The organism is Micromonospora profundi, assembly GCF_011927785.1.
Classification (GTDB): Bacteria; Actinomycetota; Actinomycetes; order Mycobacteriales; family Micromonosporaceae; genus Micromonospora; species Micromonospora profundi.
In genome coordinates, this window is sequence record NZ_JAATJK010000001.1 from 4,421,055 (window position 1) to 4,442,102 (window position 21,048).

Consider the following 21,048-nt stretch of genomic DNA (forward strand, 5'->3'; position numbering starts at 1 on the left):
GCGGGACTGGGTCAGCAGACCGGCACGGTGCCGCCGTACACGGCGGAGATGTACGCGTGGCTGACGTACTGCCCGCTGGCCAGCCGGTTCCATCTGGTGGTGGTCCGGTAGGGGCCGGCCACCGACTGTCCGGTCACGTAGCAATGGATCGGCACGTTGGCGAACCGTGCGGCGAGCCCACGGACGGCGTACGACGTGCTGGCCCCGCTGCGGATGTTCAGCGGCCCGTCGCCGACGACACCGCGCGGCCCTCCCCCGGTCCACAGGTAGGCGACGTCCACCCAGGCGTTCGTTGTCAGTTTCAGGCCGTCCCAGAAGGTGCCGTCGGCCAGGTCGATGCCGGCAGGGTTGAGCACGGTACGCCCGAACTGGTCCCGCCCGCCGTTGTAGCCCGACTGGTAGGCGGCCTGCGCCTCGGGGCGACCCTGCGGCAGGTTCTTCCAGTTCTCCCGTACTGCCGACGGGTTCCAGTAGTCGTCGCGGGTGTTCCACGGCCCGACGTCCCAGACCGGGGCGTACTCGCAGCGGGAGCCCGTGGTGGTGCAGACCCGCACCGTGTAGTCGCCGGTGTTGAGCGGGGACAGGCCGCGACGTGACGGCAGGGCCACGAAGTGGTCGCGCGGCTGCACTGTGCGGCCGTTTGCGGTCACCTCGCCGACCAGCCCGATGCGGGTCGCGTACACCCGGTAGGTGAGCCCGGGTGTGGCGGCGGAGACGGCTGCTGTCGCGTCGGCGGTGAGCTGGACGGCGCGTACCGTCGCGGTGGTGCCGCCGTTGCGCGCGGTCAGCACCACACGGGTCTGCACCTGGCTGACCGGTCTGTCGAAGACGGCGCCGCCGGTCGCGGCCCGCCATTCGGTCCAGCCGCTGACCCGCCAGCCGCGGACCAGCACCTCGACTGACGCGCCGGAGGGGACGTCCGCGGTGATCTCGGCGCGGACCCGGGTGGCCGGGCGGGCCAGGGTGCGCGGGGCGGTCAGCAGCATGCCCTCGGCGACCGCGTTGTGCGGGCTGCGAGGGCTGCGTCCGGTGGTCCGGGACTCGCGTAGCCGCAACCCCGCGGGGGTACGCCGGACGTTGACGTCGTCGCGGTCCACGACGGAGAGGTCGGTGCTCCAGCGCTCGCCGCCGGGCGCGACGGCGGTGAGCGTCACGGGACCGCTGGCGGCGGAGGTGGCGGCGGAGAACCCACTGGTGAGGGGCACGAGGGCGACCGTGAGCGCGAGGGCGAGGACAGCGGCGAGGGCGGTGGGGCGGATACGACAATGAGGTCGTTTCATGGGCGATCTCCTCAGATATCCCCTGACCCTGTCATGTCAGGAGATCATGAGGAAGGTGGCTACAAATAGCGATACATGCGAGTCTTGCTCGACCGAGGGAGGATGGCAGGGTGCCCGAGGGTGACACCGTCTGGAACACCGCGCGCGTGCTGCACCGTGCCCTGGCCGGCGCGCGGCTCACCGGCAGTGACTTCCGGGTGCCGCGACTGGCCACCACCGACCTCACCGGCTGGACCGTCCGCGAATCGGCAAGCCGGGGCAAGCACCTGCTGCTCCGGCTCGCCGCCCTCGACGGAACGCACTGGACACTCCACTCACACCTGCGGATGGACGGCGCGTGGCGGGCGTACGCGCCGGGGGAACGCTGGAGCGGCCGCCCCGCGCACCTGATCCGGGTGGTGCTGCGCAGCCCCGGCGCGGTCGCGGTCGGCTACCACCTGCACGACCTGGCGCTGGTGCCGACGGCGGAGGAGGACGAGCTGGTCGGTCACCTCGGCCCCGACCTGCTCGGCCCGGACTGGGACGCGGCAGAGGCGGTCCGCCGGCTCGCCGCCCGACCCACCGAGACGATCGGCGAGGCGCTGCTCGACCAGCGCAACCTTGCCGGGGTGGGCAACCTCTACAAGTGCGAGGTGCTGTTCCTGCGGGGCGTGTCACCGTGGACGCCGGTCGGCGCGGTGCCGGACCTGCCCGCCACCGTGGCTCTCGCGCAACGCCTGCTGGCCGCGAACCGGGGCCGCTGGACGCAGAGCACCACCGGCTCGCTGCACAGGGGGCAGACCAGCTACGTGTACGGCCGCCGTGCGCAGCCCTGCCGCCGCTGCGGCACCGCCATTCGCAAGGAGGAGTTGGGCGAGCGGGTGACCTACTGGTGTCCGGTCTGCCAACCGGGGCACACGCCGCCCGGTTGACGAGCCTCGTTGATCGAGGTCATCACAGATACGGACGATTGGGTAATTCCTATCTGGCCGTTGGCGTCGCATGCTGCGATTGAATGCTCACCGATCGTCAGCAGAGTGCCGAGGTCCGCCACGTCGGAGTGGCGTGTCTCGTGCCCCGACCCCGGGGAGAGCCATGGCGATGTTTCGCAGACTCCGCTCCACGTTCTTCGACCGGCCCACACACGTGGGCGACGGCGCCGCCAACGGCCGGGTGGCACCTGTGCCGGCGGCCCGCGCCCCCGAGGAGGCGGCTCCGGCCGCGAGCCTGGACCCGGCCGCCGCGCCCCGATGCTTCGGCCCGGTGCCCAACTTCGCGTACAGTCCCCGCCCGACGCGCGACCCGGACGGTCAACTGACGCCGGGTACCGGCCTGCGGAAGTTCGTCGACGCGCTGCCCACCCCGGGCGAGCTGGGTCGCACCGACCTCGGCTCGTACCTGCCGGTCGCGGTGCCCGACACGATCAGCTACCCGGGCTGCGACTACTACGAGATCGGCCTTCAGGAGTACGCCCAGCGGCTGCACCGGGACCTGCCGGCCACCCGGCTGCGCGGCTACCGGCAGCTCAACCTGGGCACCGACGTGTCCGGCCACAACACCGTTGTGCCTCCGGAGCGGCCCTGGCACCTCGGCCCGATGATCCGTGCCCGGCGTGGGCGGCCGGTGCGGGTGAAGTTCATCAACCAGTTGCCCACCGGCCGGGCCGGCGAGTTGTTCCTGCCTGTCGACGAGACAGTCGAGGGCGCCGGCATCGGCCCGCTTGACGGCCCAGCCCCCTACCCGCAGAACCGGGCGGTGCTGCACCTGGCCGGGGCGCAGACCGGCTGGACCAGCGCCGGCAACCCCGAGCAGTGGATCACCCCGGCCGGGGAGATCACCCCGTACCCGACAGGGACCAACCTGACGCACGTGCCGGACATGCCGCCGCCCGGCGTGGGTGCCACCACGCTCTACTACCCGAACGAGCAGAGCGGCCGGCTGCTGTGGTTCCACGACAACACACTCGGCCTGGCCCGGCTCACCGTCTACGGCGGACAACTCGCCCTCTACCTGCTCACCGACCCGGCCGAGGACCAGCTCGTCGCGGACCGGATGCTGCCTGCCGACCAACTGCCACTGGTGATCGAGGACAAGACGTTCGTGCCCGACGACACCCAGTTGGCCGCCGAGGACCCGACCTGGGACCGGGAACGCTGGGGCGCCCGGGGCAGCCTCTGGCACCCCCACGTCTACCAGCCCCGGCAGAACCCGTACCGCTCCGGCGGACGCAACCCCACGGGCCGGTGGGACTACGGCCCCTGGTCGCGCAACCCGGCACCGGACGGCAGCCGCTCCGACGGCTGGCCCACAGCGGACGGCTGGCCCGTCAAAGGCGGGTCCGCCGGCGGTCCACCGCTGGCCGGGCCGGGCCCGGTGCCGAACCCGCACCACGACCCGGTGGGAGCACCAACCGAACCTCCGCTGCGCCCCGGGGTGCCGCACCCGTCAGCGGTGCCCGAGGCGTACGGCGACACGCCCCTTGTCAACGGCGTCGCCTACCCGTACCTGGAGGTGCGTCCCCGCACGTACCGGTTCCGGATCCTCAACGCGTGCCTGGACCGCAGCCTCAACCTCCAGCTCTACCGGGCCTGCTCGGACGCGCCGATGTGGACCGAGGACGGGAGCCTCGCCGACGGGGACGCCGGGGAGGTGCCGATGGTGCCCGCCGTGCGGGCGGCGGGCCAGCCGGCCGGATGGCCTACCGACGCGCGCGACGGCGGTGTTCCGGACCCGCGTGCGGCCGGGCCGTCGTTCATCCAGATCGGCAACGAGGCCGGGCTGCTGCCCGCCCCTGTGGTGCTGCCGAACCGGCCGATCAGCTACCGCTACGACCGGCTCGACCCGACGGTGCTCAACGTCGACGGGCACACGCTGCTGCTCGCCCCCGGTGAGCGCGCCGACGTGCTCGTCGACTTCTCGGCCGTACCGTCGGACAGCACGCTGATCCTCTACAACGACGCCCCGGCGCCACTGCCCGGCTTCGACAGGCGCTACGACCAGCACACCGACGCGCCGGACCGGACCGCCGAGGGCGGCCCGCCACCCACCGAGCCCGGGTACGGCCCGAACACCCGGACCCTGCTCCAGTTCCGGGTGACCGGAGCACCGGCGGAGCCGTACGACCTGGACCGGCTGCGCGAGCGCCTGCCCGTGGCGTACGCGGCCAGCCAGCGCCCGCCGATCGTGCCGCAGCCGGCGTACGATCCGGCGTTCGGCACCCGGACGGCGGCGGAGACGACGGTGCCGGTGCACGCCACAACTGTGACGTTCACTCCCACCGGCGGTTCCGGCCCGGTGACCCTGCCGATCGAGGTCAAGGCCGCACAGCAGGTCTTCGAGCCGGGGCACGGCAGGCTGACCGGTCGGCTCGGCGTCGGCCACCCGCAGGCCGGGCCGCTCACGTCGGCGACGCTGCCGCTCGGCGCCACCGACCCGGTCACCGAGGTGCTGTTCGCCGCCGACCCGGCCGTACCGGTCGGAGCGCCCACCGACGGGACGCAGGTCTGGCGGATCAGCGGAAACGTCCGGCAGAGCGAGGCGCTGCGGTTCGGCGGCTGCGACGTGCAGGTGGTCAACCGGGTCGGCTGGGACGGCACCCTGCGTCCACCACACGGCGCGGAGCTGGGCTGGAAGGAGATCGTCCGGGTGCATCCCCGGGAGGACGTGGTGGTGGCGTTGCGCCCTGTCGCGCCGGCCCTGCCGTTCAAGCTTGGCGACAGCGTGCGGCTGCTGGACCCGGGTCGGCCCGCCGGCGCGCGTACCGGGTCGACTCCGGTCAGCCCCGCCGACGGGCGACCCGCAGTGGTGGTCAACCAACTTGTCAACATGGGTTGGGAGTACCGCTGGCACAGTCAGCTCGCCGGCCACCGTGACCTCGGCATGACCCGGCCGTTGGTGCTGCGGGTGACGCCGAGGGCGCCCACCGGCCTGACTGCCACACCGGTGCCCGGCTCGGCCACCGCGTTGCCGGCGATCGCGCTGGCCTGGACGGGCAACGGTGGACGCCCGCCCGCGACAAGCCATCTGCTGCAACGGGCCACCGACGTGACGTTCACCGGCGAGGTCACCACGATCACCGTCGCGGCGGCCGCCACCCGGTACACCGACGCGACTGTCACTCCCGGGGTCACCTACCACTACCGGATCCGGGCGGAGAACGAGGTCAGCTACTCGTCCTGGTCGAACAGCGTGCCCGCCTCGGTGCAGTTGACAGCGCCGAACGGTCTGCTGGCGGCGATCCCGCCGGCCGCCCCGCTGCGGGTGGCGCTGCGCTGGACGAACCGGTCGTTCGCCACGGGCATCGACGTGCAGCGCGCCACCAACCCGACCTTCACCAGCGGGCCGGGCACCACGGCGATCGGGGTCGGCGACAACCACCTGGACGCCACCATCGCCCCGGACACCACGTACTACTACCGGGTCCGGACCACGTACCTGGGCGCAGCCTCGGCCTGGTCGACGATGGCGACGGTGAGCACCCCGCCCGCGCCGGCCACCCCGGTCGGGTTGACGGTCACCGCCAGCGCGCCGGGGCCGGACACCGCCACTGTGACCCTGGGCTGGGCGGCGAACACGCCCGCCGGCCCGGGTGCGGGGTTCATCGTCCAACGGGCGCTGGACCCGGCGTTCGGCAGGGAGGTGGCCACCTTCACGGTGACAGGTCGCGGCTTCACAAACACCGGGCTGGCCCGGGGCACGACGTACCACTACCGGATCCGGTCGTTCAACGTCGTCGGCAGCTCGCCGTACACCGGGCCGATCCCGGTCACCACCCCACCGTGACGGCCGGGTGGGCTCGGCTCAGCGGGTGGGCGCGCGCAGCGGACGGTCGACGGCGCGCAACTCGGCCAGGGCCGAGGCCACGCCGTGCAGCAGGTCGGTGGCCTCGGTGAGCCTGTCGGCGGCCGGATGGGTGGGCTCCGGTCGGGCGTCCTCGGCGAGGTAGCCGGCGGCGGCGACCACGAGCCGCTCGTAGGCCGCCACGCCGCTCTCCAGCTGGGCGGTAAGCGTGCGGTGCGCCTCGGTGAGCGACGCGCGGGCGTCGGTCGGGGCGAGGCGCAGCGCGCGTTCGACGCTCGCCGCCCGCTCGGCGAGTTCGCGTAGCGACCGGTCCGCGTCGGCGGCCTCCAGCACGGCGGGTTCGGCCAGCCCGGTGAGCCGCGGCGCCATCCCGGCGAGGGTCAGCGAGGCCCTGTCGAGTCGTGACCAGTGCTGCCCGGCGGTGGTGCCGCGCAGGGCGACCCGGTTGCGGACCCGCCGGGCCTCGGCCAGCAGGCCCGAGCCGACCGGCAGTCGCTCGACGGCGGCCACCAGCCGGGCACGGGACCGGGCCGCGGCCTCGGCCGGGTTCAGGGCAGGGGGCGCGGGCTGGGCGGCGAGCGCACGCAGGTCGAGCCAACGCCAGGCGGCCAGCGCCACCGCACTGCCCGCGGCGCCGGCCCAGGCCGCGTCCGGCAGACCGAGGCCGGCGTACGGCGTCAGCACCGCTGCCGCGCCGCCGAGCCCACCGGCGAATACGCTCCACCGTCGGGCCGATCGGCGCAGCCGATTCAGCCGACGGAAGTACCGCGTCCGCTCGTCTGCCACCGTGACCTCCTCGGGCCGGTCGTTCAACCGGCGGCGGTCGGGTCGCCGGTGCCCCGCTCGCGGGCCATGCTGGCGCGCAGCTCGTCCAGCCGGGCGGCGGCGGCCGGGTCACCGGCCGGGGTCGCCGAACCTGCCGCTTCGCCCTGCGACACGGCCGGGCGCTGCGCGGAGCCACCGAGCTGCTCCCCCGCCATGCTGGAGCGGATCTGCTCCAGCCGGGCCGAGCCCGCCGAGTCGATTGTCGCCTTCTGGATCTCCAACATCCGGCCTTCGACCGAATTGCCGGCCAGCTCCGCGCGGCCCATGGCGTTGGCGTACCGCCGCTCGATGCGGTCGCGCACCTCGTCCAGGGACGGGGTGTTGCCCGGAGCGGTCAGCGACGACATCGACTCCAGCGAGTGGGCGACCGTCTCCTGCATCTTGGCCTGCTCCAGCTGGCTGAGCAGCTTGGTGCGCTCGGCGAGCTTCTGCTGAAGGATCATCGAGTTGTTCTCGACCGCACGGCGGGCCTGCGCTGCCGCGCCGAGGGCCTGGTCGTGCAGGGTCTTCAGGTCTTCGGTGGCCTGCTCGGCGGAGACCAGCTGGCTGGCGAGCGTCTGTGCGGACTGCTCGAACCGCGACGCCTCGGCCTCGTCGCCCTTGGCGCGGGCCTGGTCGGCAAGCACGAGGGCCTGCCGGGCGTTGCCCTGCAGCCGCTCGACCTCGGACATCTGCCGGGACAGCTTCATCTCCAGCTGGCGCTGGTTGCCGATCACGGCGGCAGCCTGCTGGACCAGTGCCTGGTGCTGCCGCTGGGCATCCTCGATGGCCTGCTGGATCTGCACCTTGGGATCGGCGTGCTCGTCGATCTTGGCGCCGAAGAGCGCCATCAGGTAGTTCCAACCCTTGACGAACGGGTTCGCCATCTCCGCGGTATCCCCTCAGTAGCGTCGTTCCGCCACGGTCAGGTCGGATGGACCGACCGACCGCGACCCGGCCGATCTCCATCGTCCCAGTCGGACGCCGACGTGGCATCCGTACCGGACGGTCGACGGGCACCGGCGGCTCCTGCCGGCCACCCTACGCGGCCCGCGCCACCTCGCCCATGGTCAACCGGACTGATGACTCAGGCGGCGCAGACCACATCGCGGTCGCGCTCGGTGGGACGCACCCGCGTGCTGCGCAGTGTGGCCCGCAGCGGCGAGTCCTGCCGTACCGAAACGGCGACCTTGCCATCGGAGCTGACCTGGCGCACGGCCCGGTTGGACCTCTTGCCGACGGCGGCCCCCGCGCCCACGGGCGTGGCATCGGCCGGCTCGTTGGCCATTCCGACGAGCACCTCGGGCATCTGTTCGGCGAGCGCCACGGTGTCGCTCACCTCACGCAGCAGCTCGGACAGGCGGGCACCGAGGGCGTCACAGATGGCGGCGAGCAGCTCGCTGGACGGCTCCTTGTGCCCGCGTTCGATCTCGGAGAGGTAACCAAGGCTGACGTTGGCGGCGGTGGACACCTCGCGCAATGTGCGCTGCTGCCCCTGCCGGCGCGCCCGCAGTGCGTCACCGATGACTCGGCGCAGTAGGACCATCGCACCTCCCCCTGAGGGATACCTCTCGCCCGGCGCTGGGCAGCCGGTCGCGGCGGACCGCACCGACCCCGAGCGTCGGAGCCTTCCCGCAACCGTACCCGGTGCGGGGCCCGGCGACATCCCACCCCGCCTGTCGGTTCGGACGGATCGACTCATCGGCGCGCCGCGTCAGCGGCTTCCAGCCCGTCCCGAGCGGCTTCGTCGGCGGCGTGGATCCGCTCGGCGAGCAGCCGCAGCGCCGCCACCACGGCGGCCGAGCGGACGTGGTCGCGCCCGCCGTCCAGGTCGAGTTCGCGGACCTCGCCGCCGTTCGGCCCGGCGACAGCCACGTAGACCAGGCCGACGGGCTTGCCGTCCTGCGGCTCCGGGCCGGCCACCCCGGTCGTGGCGATACCCCAGTCCGCGCCGCAGCGCCGCCGGCCGCCCTCCGCGAGCGCGGCAGCCACGTCCGGGTCGACCGGGCCGCGCTCGGCCAGCAGATCGTCGGGTACGCCGGCCAGCGTGGCCTTCAGCTCGGTGGCGTAGACCACGAGCCCGCCCTGGTAGACCCCGCTGACCCCGGCGATCTCCACGATCGAGGCGGCGAGCAGGCCACCGGTGAGCGACTCGACGGTGGCGAGGGTCTCGTGCCGCTGCGCCAGACTGTGGACGACACCCGCCGCGGGACTACCCGCCGACTCTTCAGAATCCCGCGCCATGAACTCCGTCCTTCCCTACCAGCCCCAGCCCAACCCTCTGCGACGGCCGCGTCGACCATGAAGGTGTCGCCCGGCCACGCCGAGGTTCCATGATCGACGACGCAGGTCGGTGTCAGCGGCGGAGGCGGAGGGCCTGGGCTATGTAGTCGAAGCCTGTCGCCACCGTCACCACTACCGCTCCGGCCATGATCCAGGGACCGACGTCGGCCAGGCCTGCGGGCATCGGCCAGAGGTACCAGGCGATGGCCAGGGTCTGCAGCGCGGTCTTGAGCTTGCCGCCCCGGCTGGCCGCGATCACGCCGTGCCGGATCACCCAGAACCGCAGCCCTGTGATGCCCACCTCACGGGCGAGGATCAGCGCGGTCACCCACCAGGGCAGCCTGTCGTACCAGGAGAGCAGCACCAGGGCCGCGCCGGTGAGCGCCTTGTCGGCGATCGGGTCGGCCACCTTGCCGACCGAGGTCACCAGCCCGAACCGGCGGGCGATCCAGCCGTCCACCAGGTCGGTCGCCGAGGCCACCGCGAAGATCAGGCACGCCGCCATCTGCCAGCCGGCGTGCGTCATCCCGGACATGATCACCGACGCGGCGAAGACCGGCACCAGCACCAGCCGCAGCGCGGTCAGGGCGTTCGCGGCGTTGAGCACGGGCACCTGCGGCACCACCCGGGGCGGCGTCGACTCCGTCACCCCGGTCACCGCCTCGCCCCGCTCGGGTCGCCGTGGCGTTCCCGGTATCGCGCCACCTGGCTCCCCCGCTCCGCTCGGCCCCGCCGTCACCGTGCCGCGCCGGGCGCCGCCGAGATCATCTCATCCGGCACCGCGAGCAGATCCACCCCTTCGGTGCCGGTCACCGTGGCACGGACCAGGTCACCCGGGCGCAACGCGGCCAGGTCGACCCCTCCGTCGGCCGGGGCGACGAGCGTGGTGGAGCCGTCCACCTCCGGGGCCTGGTGCGCCGCCCGACCCTCCACCACACCGTCGACGATCGAGTCGACGAGCACCTCGACGGTCGAGCCGAGGCGATCCTCGGCCCGCTGCGAGCAGAGCTCGTCGGCAAGCGCGCTGAGCCTGTCGTACCGCCGCTTGATGGTCGCCGCGGACACCTTGCCGGGCAGCCCGGCGGCCTCGGTGCCGTCCTCGTCGCTGTAGTCGAACATGCCGATCGCGTCCAGCCGGGCCTCGGTCAGGAAGCGGACCAGCTCGTCGACGTCGGCGCGCGTCTCGCCGGGGAAGCCGACGATGAAGTTGCTCCGCGCACCCGCCTCCGGGGCCAACGCGCGGGCGCCGGCCAGCAGCTCCAGGAAACGGTCAGTGGAGCCGAAGCGGCGCATCCGGCGCAGCACCGGCTCGCTGGAGTGCTGGAACGACAGGTCGAAGTACGGGGCCACGCCCGGCGTACCCGCGATCGCCTCGACCAGGCCGGGCCGGGTCTCGGCCGGCTGGAGGTAGCTCACCCGCACCCGCACGATGCCGGACACCGCGGCGAGCTGCGGCAGCAGCTTCTCCAGTGCCCGGGGGTCGCCCAGGTCCTTGCCATACGACGTCGAGTTCTCGCTTACCAGCACCAACTCCCGTACACCGGTCTTGGCAAGCCACTCCGCCTCGGCGAGCAGCTCGTCGGGCGTCCGTGAGACGAACGCCCCACGGAACGCGGGGATGGCGCAGAACGCGCAGCGGCGGTCGCAGCCGCTGGCGAGCTTCAGCGAGGCCACCGGGCCGGTGTCCAGTCGACGGCGCAGCACCTGACGCAGGTGCGCCGGGGTGTGCTCGTCGGTGTCGACGGCCGTACGGGCCACGGTGCCGTGCCCGGGCAGCGACACGGCGGAGTCGCGTCGCTTGACCGGGGTCAGCGGCAGCAGCTCGCGGCGGTCCCGGGGAGTGTGCGAGGTGACCTGCTCGCCGGCGACGACGGCGTTCAGCCGCGCGCCGATCTCCGGGTAGTCGTCGAAGCTCAGCACCGCCTGCGCCTCGGGGAGGCTGTCGGCCAACTCCTTGCCGTACCGCTCGGCCATGCAGCCGGCGGCCACCACCTTGGCGCCCGTGCCGGCGGCGGCCAGCAGGGTCTGGATCGAGTCCTGCTTGGCCTTCTCCACGAAGCCGCAGGTGTTGACGACCACCACGTCAGCGCCCTCGCCGTCGGTGGTGACCTGCCAGCCGTCGGCGTGCAGCCGGGCGGCCAGCTCCTCCGAGTCGACCTCGTTGCGGGCACAGCCCAGGGTGAGCAGGGCTACACGGCGGCCCTCGGCAGCGGAAGGGGAGGTGGCAGACACCATCCGAGGGTACCGGGCCGACCGGGGAAGCCCACGCACGCGGGCCGACCGCCCGTCCGGCGCGGTGCGGTCGCTGCCGGCGCCCACGACCCCGTCAGCGGGTGGCAACCGGGACCCGGGTCAGCGCGTCGAGCAGGAAGACCTCGGTGCCGGCCAACCCTGTGGAGCAGAAGACGGAGACCTGGTCCGCCGAGGTCCGGCCGGCTACCGCGCCGGCAACGATCCCGCCCAGGTCGCGCAACCGCCGGGTGTACGGGGGTTCGGCGGCGAGCATCGGCGGCCGGTAGTCGGCCGCCTGGGCCGGCGAGTCGGTGACCAGCAGCTCGGCGACGTCCAGCAGGTCGGTGCCGAACTCGCTGCGGTCGCGCTGCTTGAAGCCGACAGCGTTGACGTGTGTGCCGGGGCTCAGGTCGGCGGCGCGCAGCACCGGGGTCACGCTCGTGGTGGCGAGCACCACAACGTCGCGCCCACGCACCGCCGCGCCAGGGTCGGCGACCGGGCGGGCCGGCACGCCCAGTTCGGCGCGGACCCGGGCGGCGAAGGCGTCCCGCCGGGCTGCCGAGCGGCTGTGCACCACCACCTCGCGCAGCGGGCGTACGGCGGCGGTCGCCCACACCTGGGTCCACGCCTGCCGGCCGGAGCCGATCACGCCAACTGTCGCCGCGTCCGGTCGGGCCAGGGCGTCGACGGCGACACCACCCAACCCACCGGTACGTCGGGATCCCAGCTCCTCGCCGACCGCCACGGCCCGGACGGCGCCGGTGTGGGCGTCGTGCAGCACCACCAACTGCTCGCCCTCCGGGTGTCCGAAGGTGTCGTACGAGCGGAAGCCGTACCACTCGTCGACCAGGTGCCCCGCGGTGAACATCAGCCGCCCTCCACCGAGCGGGGCGGCGGCCCGTGGTGGGGCGACCAGCCGTCCCTCGTACGCGGCCACCAGGGCGGCGCGCATGGCGTCGACGGTGGTGCTGGCGTCCAGCGCGGCGGCGACCTCGGAGTCGGCGTACAGCAGGGTCATGGTCGCCATCGTGCAAGTTGAAGTGAGGTACAGGTCAACCGGCCGTGGCGGGAGTCACCGACCGGCCGTCGGGGCCGGTGCTAGCGTCGGTGTCGGTGACCCCGGGACGCCCGTGGGTCGCTCCGGACGAGTGGTGGGCGTACCCGGTCAGGCCAAGACGCCCCGCGTGACGTGCACATCCGACTCGTCCGGGCGCGACAGCCCGGCCCCCTCCGTGAGGTGAACGATGGCCTGGCTGGTGCTGGTGATCTCGGGACTGCTGGAAACCGCCTGGGCGATCGCCCTGGACCGAAGCGCCGGGTTCAGCCGGCTCGTCCCGTCAGTGGTGTTCGTGGTGACCCTCGTGCTGAGCATGGGCGGGCTGTCGTACGCGCTGCGGGAGATCCCGGTCGGCACCGGATACGCGGTCTGGGTCGGCATCGGCGCGGTGGGCACCGCTCTGGTCGGGATGCTGGCGCTCGGCGAGTCGGCGAGCCTGCCCCGGCTTCTCTGCCTCCTGCTTGTGGTGTCGGGCGTGGTCGGCCTGAAGTTCTTCCACTGAACTGCCGTCCGAAACATGCGTGATCGACACCCGAAGCGGGTAGTGCTCGATCTGTCCCAACAGGCTCTCAACTGGAGCACAGCAAGCTCTCAACCGGAGGCAGACATGGCCGACATGCCCAGCACCGCCCGCCCGCGCAGCAACGCCGCCCGGATCCTCACCATCGTGGGCTTCGTCTTCGCGGTTCTCGCACTGCTGCTCAATCCGATCATCTTCGGCGTGCTCGGTGTGATCGCGGGCGTCGTCGGCGCTGTGCTCGGCGACAAGCCGCTGGGCTGGTACGCCGCTGTGGCGAGCGTCGTCGCCGCGGTGATCAGCCTGGTGATCATCGGCGCGCTGATCAACAACTGAGCTCAGGTCTTTCGCGGGCCCGCCGACCAGCGGCGGGCCCGTCTTGTTTTTCCCGGCCGGGCGTGCACGTCGTCCGGCCGGCGTGCCCGGATCAGTCCACGTCGCCACGCAGGCCGGACAGGACCTCCTCCAGCTCGTCCGGCTTGACGAGCACGTCGCGCGCCTTCGAGCCCTCGGACGGCCCGACAACGCCCCGGGTCTCCATCAGGTCCATCAGGCGACCCGCCTTCGCGAAGCCCACCCGCAGCTTGCGCTGAAGCATCGACGTCGAGCCGAACTGTGAGGTGACCACCAGCTCCACCGCCTGCACCAGCAGGTCGAGGTCGTCGCCGATGTCCTCGTCGATCTTCTTCTTGTTCTCCTGGGCGGGGGCCAGCACGTCCGGGCGGAACTCGGGCTCGCGCTGGTCCTTGCAGAACTTCACCACGTCGGCGATCTCGCCCTCGGTGACCCAGGCCCCCTGGATCCGTACCGGCTTCGACGCGCCCATCGGCAGGAAGAGCCCATCGCCCCGGCCGAGCAGCTTCTCCGCGCCCGGCTGGTCCAGGATGACCCGCGAGTCCGCGAGCGACGAGGTCGCGAACGCCAGCCGGGACGGCACGTTCGCCTTGATCAGACCGGTCACCACGTCGACCGAGGGCCGCTGCGTGGCGAGCACCAGGTGGATGCCTGCGGCCCGGGCCAACTGGGTGATCCGGACGACCGAGTCCTCCACGTCGCGCGGCGCGACCATCATGAGGTCCGCCAACTCGTCCACGATCACCAGCAGGTACGGGTACGGGCGCATCTCCCGTTCGCTGCCCGGCGGGGCCTTGATCTCGCCGTTGCGGACCTTGCGGTTGAAGTCGTCGATGTGCCGAACCCCGTTGGCCGCGAGGTCGTCGTAGCGCATGTCCATCTCGCGGACGACCCAGTCCAGCGAGTCCGCAGCCTTCTTGGCGTTCGTCACGATCGGGGTGACCAGGTGCGGGATGCCCTCGTAGCCGGTCATCTCGACACGCTTCGGGTCGATCAGCAGCAGCCGCACCTCGTCCGGCGTGGCCCGGGTGAGGATGGACACCAGCAGCGAGTTGAGGCATGACGACTTGCCGGCGCCGGTGGCACCGGCGATGAGGATGTGCGGCATCTTGGCGAGGTTGGCCACCACGTAGCCGCCCTCGATGTCCTTGCCGAGCGCCACCACCATCGGATGGTGGTCACTGGTCGCCGCCCGTGAGCGCAGCACATCGCCGAGCGCGACGTTCTCCGGGTCGGTGTTCGGGATCTCCACACCGACCGCGCTCTTGCCCGGGATCGGGCTGAGGATCCGTACGTCCGGCGACTTCACCGCGTACGCGATGTTGCGGGACAGTTGGGTGATCCGCTCGACCTTGACCCCGTGCCCCAACTCCACCTCGTAGCGGGTGACAGTCGGCCCCCGGGTGAAGCCGGTGACAGCGGCGTCCACGTCGAACTGGTCGAACACGCCGGTCAGCGCGGCGATCACCTCGTCGTTGGCCTTGCTGCGGGTCTTCGCGGCGGCGCCGGCGCTGAGCATGTTCGCCGGCGGCAGTGTGTAGTCGCCGGCCATGCCGGTCAGCGCGAGCTGCTCGGCCCGGGTCGGCGGGGGCGAGTGCTCCGGCGGCTCGGCCGGCTTGCGGCTGGCAGGCACCTTCGCCGGTGCCTTGCGCGGCAGCACCACCGTCTCCTGGAGGTCGACACCCTCCATGTCGTCGAAGTCGTCTGGGTCCAGCGGCGGCGGCATCCGCTTCGCGGGCCGCTTGCGAGCCGGCCGGACGGCTGGCTCGTCGGTCTCCTCACCGACGACCACGTCCGACGGGGTGACCAGGCCACCGGCGAGCAGACCCAACCGCTCGGGAATCTTGTTGATCGGTGTCGCGGTCACCACGAGCAGGCCGAAGAGCAGCAGCAGGACCAGCAGCGGCACCGCCACCCAGGCGGTGACAGCGCGCTCCAGCAGACCACCGACGCCCGCCCCGACCAGGCCACCGGCGAAGTCGCGCTGCTGCGGGTCGCTCGGGTCTTGGCCGATCTGGAGCAGCGCGGCGGTCGACACCAGCAGCGAACCCCAGCCGATGAGGCCACGACCCCGGTGCTCCGGGTCGGCCGGCTGACGCATGAGCCGCCACGCGCCGATCATCAGCAGCACCGGCACCACCACGGAGATCGCACCCAGGAACAGCCGGATCGTGTCGGCCAGGCGCGTCCCCACCGGGCCGGCCCCCGACAGCCAGAGCGCCACGGCAGTGAGCAGAGCCAGCCCGAACAGCAGCAGCCCCGCGCCGTCGCGGCGGTGCTCCGGATCGAGGTCGCGGGCGGAGGCGGCCTGCCGGCCAGCGGCCCGCACCGCCCACCCCATCCCGTGGGCAAGCCCCATCCACAGTGCACCGACAGCACGACCCACGTAGACAGCCGGGCCCGGCCGGGCGGCCACAGTGCGCCGCCGGACGGGCGCCCGGGTCTTCTTCGCCGGTTGACGGGCACGACTGTTGGTGCCACCGCGCGGCGACGCGCCGCGTCGGCGACTCGCCTGAGGGGTACGGCCCGCCATAGAGTCACGGTAACGGTGGGGCCGGGCAGAACGCCGCTTTTACGGGTCGTGTCCGCGCGTCGCAACACGAACCCCGCCGCCGGTCGTGATATCCGCCTCAGAAGGGATGCCCGATGGCGTCGCCGGGAATCGAGGACGATCCGTTGGCCGGGCACCCCGGCGCGCTGCGCCCGCTGACCGGCGAACTGGTCGCCGCTGTGCTCGCCGCGCGGGGTCTGTCGGTCGGCGCAACCGTCAACGGCGATCTGGTGGGCCGCTTCGACGACAATCTCATCTGGTTCCTGCGCCTCGGCGCCGACGGCGAGCTGTTACAGGTCCGCACCATGGTCACGCCCACCTTCGACATCGAGCGGGTGCCTTCCCTGCATGCCTTCTGCAACTCGTGGAACCACGACCGGCTCTGGCCCAAGGCGTTCGTGCACGTCGACGACGACGGACGGGCCCAGGTCTACGGCGAGGTCGTCACCGACCTGGAGCGTGGGGTGACGCCGCACCAACTCGACCAACTGCTGAACTGCGGCATCACGGCCGGGTGCCAGCTCGCCGTGGCGGTCGGCCGACTGCCCGGCGCGGTGTCGGCATGACCGGCCGGGACGAGGCCACCGGCAGCCGTACCGACCCGCCCGGCGTGCCGTACGCCGGTGACCGGCTCGCACCCCGCCGGGTCGCGGCGCTGGTGGCAGCACTCGTCGACGCCCGGGACCTGCCTGACGGGCCGGTCCGGCTGGCCGCCCTGGAACGGGTCGCCGAGCAGGCCGACGCCGCGGGCGACGTCCGGTCCGCCGTGGACGCCCGGATCGCGCTGATCGAGGCGTACCTGCTGCACGGCGAGCGGTGGCGGCTTGTCGAGCCGGTACGGCGCTGCCTGGCCACCACCGACCACCACCCGGGGCTGCTCACCTCCGCAGAGGTGGCGCTGCTGCTGCGCTACCAGCGGTACGCGGTGGAGGCGGTGCTCGGCACCCCCCGGGTCGGGCTGGACCAGACCCGCGCCCTGCTCGATGATCTGGCGCGGCGGGTGGGAGCGGACGGCCCCGACGTGCCGACGGTCGCCGAGCTGCGCTGCCGGATCGCCGACCACCTCGGCGACGAGCCCGCCGCCCGCCACTTCTACACGGGGTGGGCCGACACGCGCCCCGGCCCGTCCGGCGGTTGCGCGGGCTGCGCTCCGGCACGCCGCGCTGAGCTGCTCGCCGGCTGGGGCGAGTGGCACGCCGCGCTGGACGAGCTGCGCCAGCCTCCCACCGACCCCGACGGCTGCACCGACCAGCCCGAACGGTCGCTTGTCGCCAGGCTGCTGCCCGAACTGCGCACCGGTGACCCGAGCAGGGCCGCGGCGGCACACGTGCGGGCGTACCGGAGGCACCGGCGGGAACCCGCCGCGTTCCCGCACCTCGCCACGCACCTGAGGTTCTGCGCGCTCGGCGGCCACCTCGAACGCGGTCTGGCCATCCTGGCCGAGCAACTGCCTCGGCTGGACCAACCCACCGACGACCACGCGGCGATGGAGTTCGCCGCCGCGGGGGCGCTGGTCTGTGCTGCGGCCACCGACGCCGGCCTCGGTGGCCGAACGGTCCACCGCCCGGCGTACGGCGAGCGTCCGGCCGCCGACCTCGACGTCGCCGCCCTCGGCGCGCTGCTGCTCGGCATGGCAAGCGAACTGGCGGGAAGCTTCGACGCCCGCAACGGCACCGGTCACCACTCCGGACGGATGGCCGCCTGGCTCGCCGAGCGGCCTCTCGCGGCACCGGTCCCGCTCCCCCTCGACGACGAGCGCTTCGACGAGCCCGACACCGGCGTCGATCAGGCCGGTGTCGGGCTGGTCGACCAGGAGCTGGTGCCGCTCACCGTCGACCTGATCACCTCGATCCTGGACCAGCGCGGCGATCAGTACCTGGTGGACGACGGCGGCACGGTGGTCGGCCGGTGGGGTGACGCCGAGATCCAGTTCCGCCGGGCCGGCGAGCGCCGCGAGGTGCTGCACGCCCGGGCGATGGCCACGCGCCGGCTGCCGGCGGAGCGCCGCGCCGAGGCGTACGCCTTCTGCAACGCCTGGAACCACGACCGGCTGCTGCCCAAGGCGTACGCGCACGACCTCGGCTCGGAAATCGTGCTGGCCGGGGACGTGGCCACCGACCTGACCCACGGGGTGGCCCCGGCTCAGCTCAGGGTCCTCGTGGACGCCGCGATCGCCACAGGCGTGGCGTACGCCGGGGCCGTCGCCGCGCTGCCCTGACCGGCGGGCGGCCCAACGGTCGCGCGGCAGGCGGAAAGCGCAGCATCCGACAGTGCGCAACCGGGCCTGGGGGACGGACGTGGTACAGCCGTCACCGACCGCAACCATTGGGAGCCGTCATGAGGCGTCCACTCGTACTCGGCGTTCTCGCCGCCGCGCTCTACCTACCCGTCCTCGCCGCCCCGGCCGTCGCCGGGCCGACACCCGTGCCGACGTCGACCGCCGCGCCAGACACGACCGCCGCCGCAGAGCCGACGATCACGGCCCGAGGGGACCTCGTCTTCCTCAGCGGCGACCCTTGGCACCCGTCCTCCGCGCTTGAGGTCGACGTCAGGAACGTGGGCCAGACGGCGGCGAAGGGCTTCTTCGTGCTCCGCCTCCCACCGAATGTCGGCCTGACGAGGGTCGGGGACTGCCGACCCGTCGACGGTGCCGACAAGACCTGGCTCTGCGGCGGCGCCGAGCTGGCACCCGGAGGTGCCCGGACGTACCGGCTGACCGTGACGTCGTCAGCCTCGAAGCCGGCCTTCGGGGTGAAGGCGTGGGGTTCGGTCGCCGGCCGGGACGCCGCCGGGGTCACCGATCGGTTCACCGACTTCCGAATCAACTGGCCGGACCGCACCGCAGTGCGGCTGCGGGCGACCGCCTCGCCTGTCGTCGACGGAACGACGACGGTACGGGTCCGGGTCACGAACACCGGCACCTTCGACATCGGCGGTTACTCGTTGAACATCACCACGCCGGCCGGGGTACGGGTGACCGCGCCAGCGTGCTCCGACAGTGGCCGGATGAACGGCGTGGGCTGCGAGATCCTGCGGCTGCGGACGATCGCCGACGGCGCGACGGACACCTTCGACGTGCGGATGGCGGTCACCGAGGGCACCAAGACCGTCAAGCTGTCGCTCGCACCCGCGAACCGCTACACAAACAGGGACACCGCCGTGACGCTCCGCCTGAGCGCCGCCAGTGGATCCGGTGCCGGCGCCACCACACCGCCGCCGGCAAGCCCGACCGCCACGCCGACCACGTCCGCCCCGAGCGCGCCGGAACTGGCCCGCACCGGGGCGTCCGGCAGCACGTACGGCCTGGTCGGCGTGGCACTGCTGGCCCTCGGGTGTGGACTTGTGGTGCTCCAACGTCGGCTGTTCCGAGGCTGAGCCGCAACGCGCGCCCGCACAGATCCGGGCCGGTCACCGACGCCACGGGGGCGCCGGTGACCGGCCCGGTCGGGACGTTCTGTCAGACCTCGACGACGGTGGGCACGATCATCGGGCGACGACGGTACTTGTCGTTGACCCACCGCCCCACGGTCCGCCGAACGATCTGCTGGAGCTGGTGCGGGTCGGTGATGCCGTCCGCCGCGGCCCTGTTGAGCGCCTCGGTGACAAGCGGAACCACCGGGTTGAACGCCTCCGGGTCCTCCGAGAAGCCCTTCGCGGACAGCGTCGGGCCGGCGACCACCTTGCCGGTGACCGAGTCGACGACCACTGTCGTGGCGATGAAGCCGCCGTCACCGAGGATCCGGCGTTCGGTGAGCAGCGACTCGCTGACGTCGCCCACGGCGAGACCGTCGACGTAGACGTACCGGCTCTTCACGTGGCCCACCAGGCTGGCGCGGCCCTCGACCAGGTCGACGACGTCGCCGTCCTCGCAGATCACCACCCGGTCCGGGGCGACGCCCGACTCGATGCCGAGGCGGGCGTGTGCGCGCAGGTGCCGCCACTCGCCGTGCACAGGCATCAGGTTGCTCGGACGGACGACGTTGAGCAGGTAGAGCAGCTCACCGGCCGGGGCGTGCCCGGAGACGTGCACCTTGGCCACGTCCTTGTGCACCACCACGGCGCCGGCCCGGGCCAGCCTGTTGATGACCCGGTAGACCGAGGTTTCGTTGCCCGGCACCAGCGACGACGCCAACACGACTGTGTCGCCTGGCGCGATGGTGATGTGCCTGTGGTCGCCGCTTGCCATCCGGCCCAGGGCGCTCATCGGCTCGCCCTGCGAACCTGTGGACATCAGCACGATCTGGTCCGGCGGCAGCGTGGTCGCCTCGTCGATGCTGATGACCAGCCCGGCCGGGATGTTGAGCAGGCCGAGGTCCCGGGCGATGCCCATGTTGCGAACCATGGACCGGCCGATCAGCGCGACCTTGCGGCCGTGCTCCGCGGCGGAGTCGAAGACCTGCTGCACGCGGTGCACGTGCGAGGCGAACGACGCCACGATGATCCGGCCCTTGGCCTTCGCGAAGATCGAGTCGAGTACCGGCCCGATCTCCCGCTCCGGGGTGACGAAGCCGGGGATCTCCGCGTTCGTCGAGTCGGACAGCAGCAGGTCGACGCCCTCGGCGCCGAGCCGCGCGAAGCCCGCCAGGTCGGTGATCCGGCCGTCCAACGGCAGCTGGTCCATCTTGAAGTCGCCGGTGTGCAGCACCAGGCCGGCGGGGGTGCGGATGGCCACGGCGAGCGCGTCCGGGATCGAGTGGTTGACCGCAAAGAACTCACACTCGAACGGGCCGAGCCGCTCCCGGCCGCCCTCCCGCACGGTCAGCGTGTACGGCTGGATGCGCCGCTCGGCCAGCTTCGCCTCGACAAGTGCGAGGGTGAACTGCGAGCCGACCAGCGGGATGTCGGGCTTGTGGGCGAGTAGGTACGGAACCGCGCCGATGTGGTCCTCGTGACCGTGGGTCAGCACGATCGCCTGGACGTCGGCCAGCCGGTCCAGGATCGGCCCGAAGTCCGGCAGGATCAGGTCCACGCCGGGCTGTTCGACGTCGGGGAAGAGCACCCCGCAGTCGACGATCAGCAGTTTGCCGTCGAACTCGAAGACGGTCATGTTCCGACCGATGGCGCCGAGCCCGCCGAGCGGGATGATCCGCAGGCCCCCTTCCGGCAGCGGCGGGGGCAGTTCCGCCTCGATGTGCGCCTCGGTCACGCGTCCACCTCAATCTGCGACGCCAGCACGCGGCGCCCATCGTGT

At 72.6% G+C, this 21,048-nt stretch carries 17 protein-coding genes and 1 riboswitch; of the genes, 7 read left to right on the top strand and 10 right to left on the bottom strand.

The window, feature by feature from the left end:
• Positions 1 to 11: 11 nt before the first annotated feature.
• The gene (locus tag F4558_RS19425; protein WP_167945403.1) at positions 12 to 1,280 is read right to left on the bottom strand and encodes a DUF8814 domain-containing protein; all 1,269 of its coding nucleotides are present in this window, start codon (positions 1,278 to 1,280) and stop codon (positions 12 to 14) included.
• 110 nt (positions 1,281 to 1,390) lie between these two features.
• Here F4558_RS19425 and F4558_RS19430 point away from each other — a divergent pair, with 110 nt between their 5' ends.
• Together F4558_RS19430 and F4558_RS19435 are read left to right on the top strand one after the other, a co-directional pair.
• Positions 1,391 to 2,191, top strand: coding sequence for a DNA-formamidopyrimidine glycosylase family protein (locus F4558_RS19430; protein WP_167945404.1), 801 nt, complete (start codon positions 1,391 to 1,393; stop codon positions 2,189 to 2,191).
• A gap of 70 nt (positions 2,192 to 2,261) precedes the next feature.
• Positions 2,262 to 6,041, top strand: coding sequence for a hypothetical protein (locus F4558_RS19435; RefSeq protein ID WP_376767548.1), 3,780 nt, complete (start codon positions 2,262 to 2,264; stop codon positions 6,039 to 6,041).
• A gap of 18 nt (positions 6,042 to 6,059) precedes the next feature.
• Here F4558_RS19435 and pspM read toward each other — a convergent pair whose 3' ends face one another.
• The 7 genes from pspM to F4558_RS19470 all read right to left on the bottom strand — a co-directional run bounded on the left by pspM (position 6,060) and on the right by F4558_RS19470 (position 12,396).
• On the bottom strand, positions 6,060 to 6,845 hold the full coding sequence (gene pspM, locus F4558_RS19440; RefSeq protein WP_167945406.1) for a phage shock envelope stress response protein PspM: 786 nt from the start codon (positions 6,843 to 6,845) through the stop codon (positions 6,060 to 6,062).
• Between the two features lie 23 nt (positions 6,846 to 6,868).
• Positions 6,869 to 7,750 (bottom strand): PspA/IM30 family protein, encoded by an 882-nt coding sequence (locus F4558_RS19445; RefSeq protein ID WP_167945407.1) that lies wholly within the window; start codon positions 7,748 to 7,750, stop codon positions 6,869 to 6,871.
• Positions 7,751 to 7,950: 200 nt separating this feature from the next.
• The gene (locus tag F4558_RS19450; protein ID WP_053656370.1) at positions 7,951 to 8,409 is read right to left on the bottom strand and encodes a helix-turn-helix domain-containing protein; all 459 of its coding nucleotides are present in this window, start codon (positions 8,407 to 8,409) and stop codon (positions 7,951 to 7,953) included.
• A gap of 152 nt (positions 8,410 to 8,561) precedes the next feature.
• On the bottom strand, positions 8,562 to 9,107 hold the full coding sequence (locus F4558_RS19455) for a CinA family protein (RefSeq protein WP_167945408.1): 546 nt from the start codon (positions 9,105 to 9,107) through the stop codon (positions 8,562 to 8,564).
• Positions 9,108 to 9,219: 112 nt separating this feature from the next.
• The gene (pgsA, locus tag F4558_RS19460) at positions 9,220 to 9,804 is read right to left on the bottom strand and encodes a CDP-diacylglycerol--glycerol-3-phosphate 3-phosphatidyltransferase (RefSeq protein ID WP_053656374.1); all 585 of its coding nucleotides are present in this window, start codon (positions 9,802 to 9,804) and stop codon (positions 9,220 to 9,222) included.
• A gap of 77 nt (positions 9,805 to 9,881) precedes the next feature.
• Positions 9,882 to 11,381: a 30S ribosomal protein S12 methylthiotransferase RimO gene (rimO, locus tag F4558_RS19465; protein WP_053656414.1), complete on the bottom strand. Its 1,500-nt coding sequence runs from the start codon at positions 11,379 to 11,381 to the stop codon at positions 9,882 to 9,884.
• A 91-nt stretch (positions 11,382 to 11,472) separates the two neighbouring features.
• Positions 11,473 to 12,396 (bottom strand): ornithine cyclodeaminase family protein, encoded by a 924-nt coding sequence (locus F4558_RS19470; RefSeq protein ID WP_082377499.1) that lies wholly within the window; start codon positions 12,394 to 12,396, stop codon positions 11,473 to 11,475.
• Positions 12,397 to 12,498: 102 nt separating this feature from the next.
• Positions 12,499 to 12,563: riboswitch (guanidine-III (ykkC-III) riboswitch) on the top strand.
• 59 nt (positions 12,564 to 12,622) lie between these two features.
• On the opposite strand from F4558_RS19470, the gene F4558_RS19475 reads away from it, so the two are divergent.
• A complete protein-coding gene (locus tag F4558_RS19475) occupies positions 12,623 to 12,937 on the top strand; it encodes a DMT family transporter (RefSeq protein ID WP_053656379.1) in 315 nt (104 codons plus the stop codon).
• 105 nt (positions 12,938 to 13,042) lie between these two features.
• Positions 13,043 to 13,288: a hypothetical protein gene (locus tag F4558_RS19480; RefSeq protein ID WP_053656380.1), complete on the top strand. Its 246-nt coding sequence runs from the start codon at positions 13,043 to 13,045 to the stop codon at positions 13,286 to 13,288.
• Positions 13,289 to 13,379: 91 nt separating this feature from the next.
• On the opposite strand, the gene F4558_RS19485 is transcribed toward F4558_RS19480, so the two are convergent.
• The gene (locus F4558_RS19485; protein ID WP_053656382.1) at positions 13,380 to 15,839 is read right to left on the bottom strand and encodes an FtsK/SpoIIIE family DNA translocase; all 2,460 of its coding nucleotides are present in this window, start codon (positions 15,837 to 15,839) and stop codon (positions 13,380 to 13,382) included.
• A 113-nt stretch (positions 15,840 to 15,952) separates the two neighbouring features.
• On the opposite strand from F4558_RS19485, the gene F4558_RS19490 reads away from it, so the two are divergent.
• From F4558_RS19490 to F4558_RS19500, 3 genes are all read left to right on the top strand, one after another.
• A complete protein-coding gene (locus F4558_RS19490; protein ID WP_053656384.1) occupies positions 15,953 to 16,423 on the top strand; it encodes a type III secretion system chaperone family protein in 471 nt (156 codons plus the stop codon).
• Entirely contained in the window at positions 16,420 to 18,075 is a 1,656-nt protein-coding gene (locus tag F4558_RS19495; protein WP_167945409.1) for a type III secretion system chaperone family protein, read from the top strand. The genes F4558_RS19490 and F4558_RS19495 overlap by 4 nt, the downstream gene beginning before the upstream one ends.
• Positions 18,076 to 18,194: 119 nt before the next feature.
• The gene (locus F4558_RS19500; protein WP_167945410.1) at positions 18,195 to 19,232 is read left to right on the top strand and encodes a hypothetical protein; all 1,038 of its coding nucleotides are present in this window, start codon (positions 18,195 to 18,197) and stop codon (positions 19,230 to 19,232) included.
• Positions 19,233 to 19,314: 82 nt separating this feature from the next.
• On the opposite strand, the gene F4558_RS19505 is transcribed toward F4558_RS19500, so the two are convergent.
• Positions 19,315 to 21,003 carry a ribonuclease J gene (locus F4558_RS19505; protein ID WP_053656388.1) on the bottom strand — a complete coding sequence of 563 codons (1,689 nt, stop codon included), beginning with the start codon at positions 21,001 to 21,003 and terminating at the stop codon, positions 19,315 to 19,317.
• Between the last annotated feature and the right edge of the window lie 45 nt (positions 21,004 to 21,048).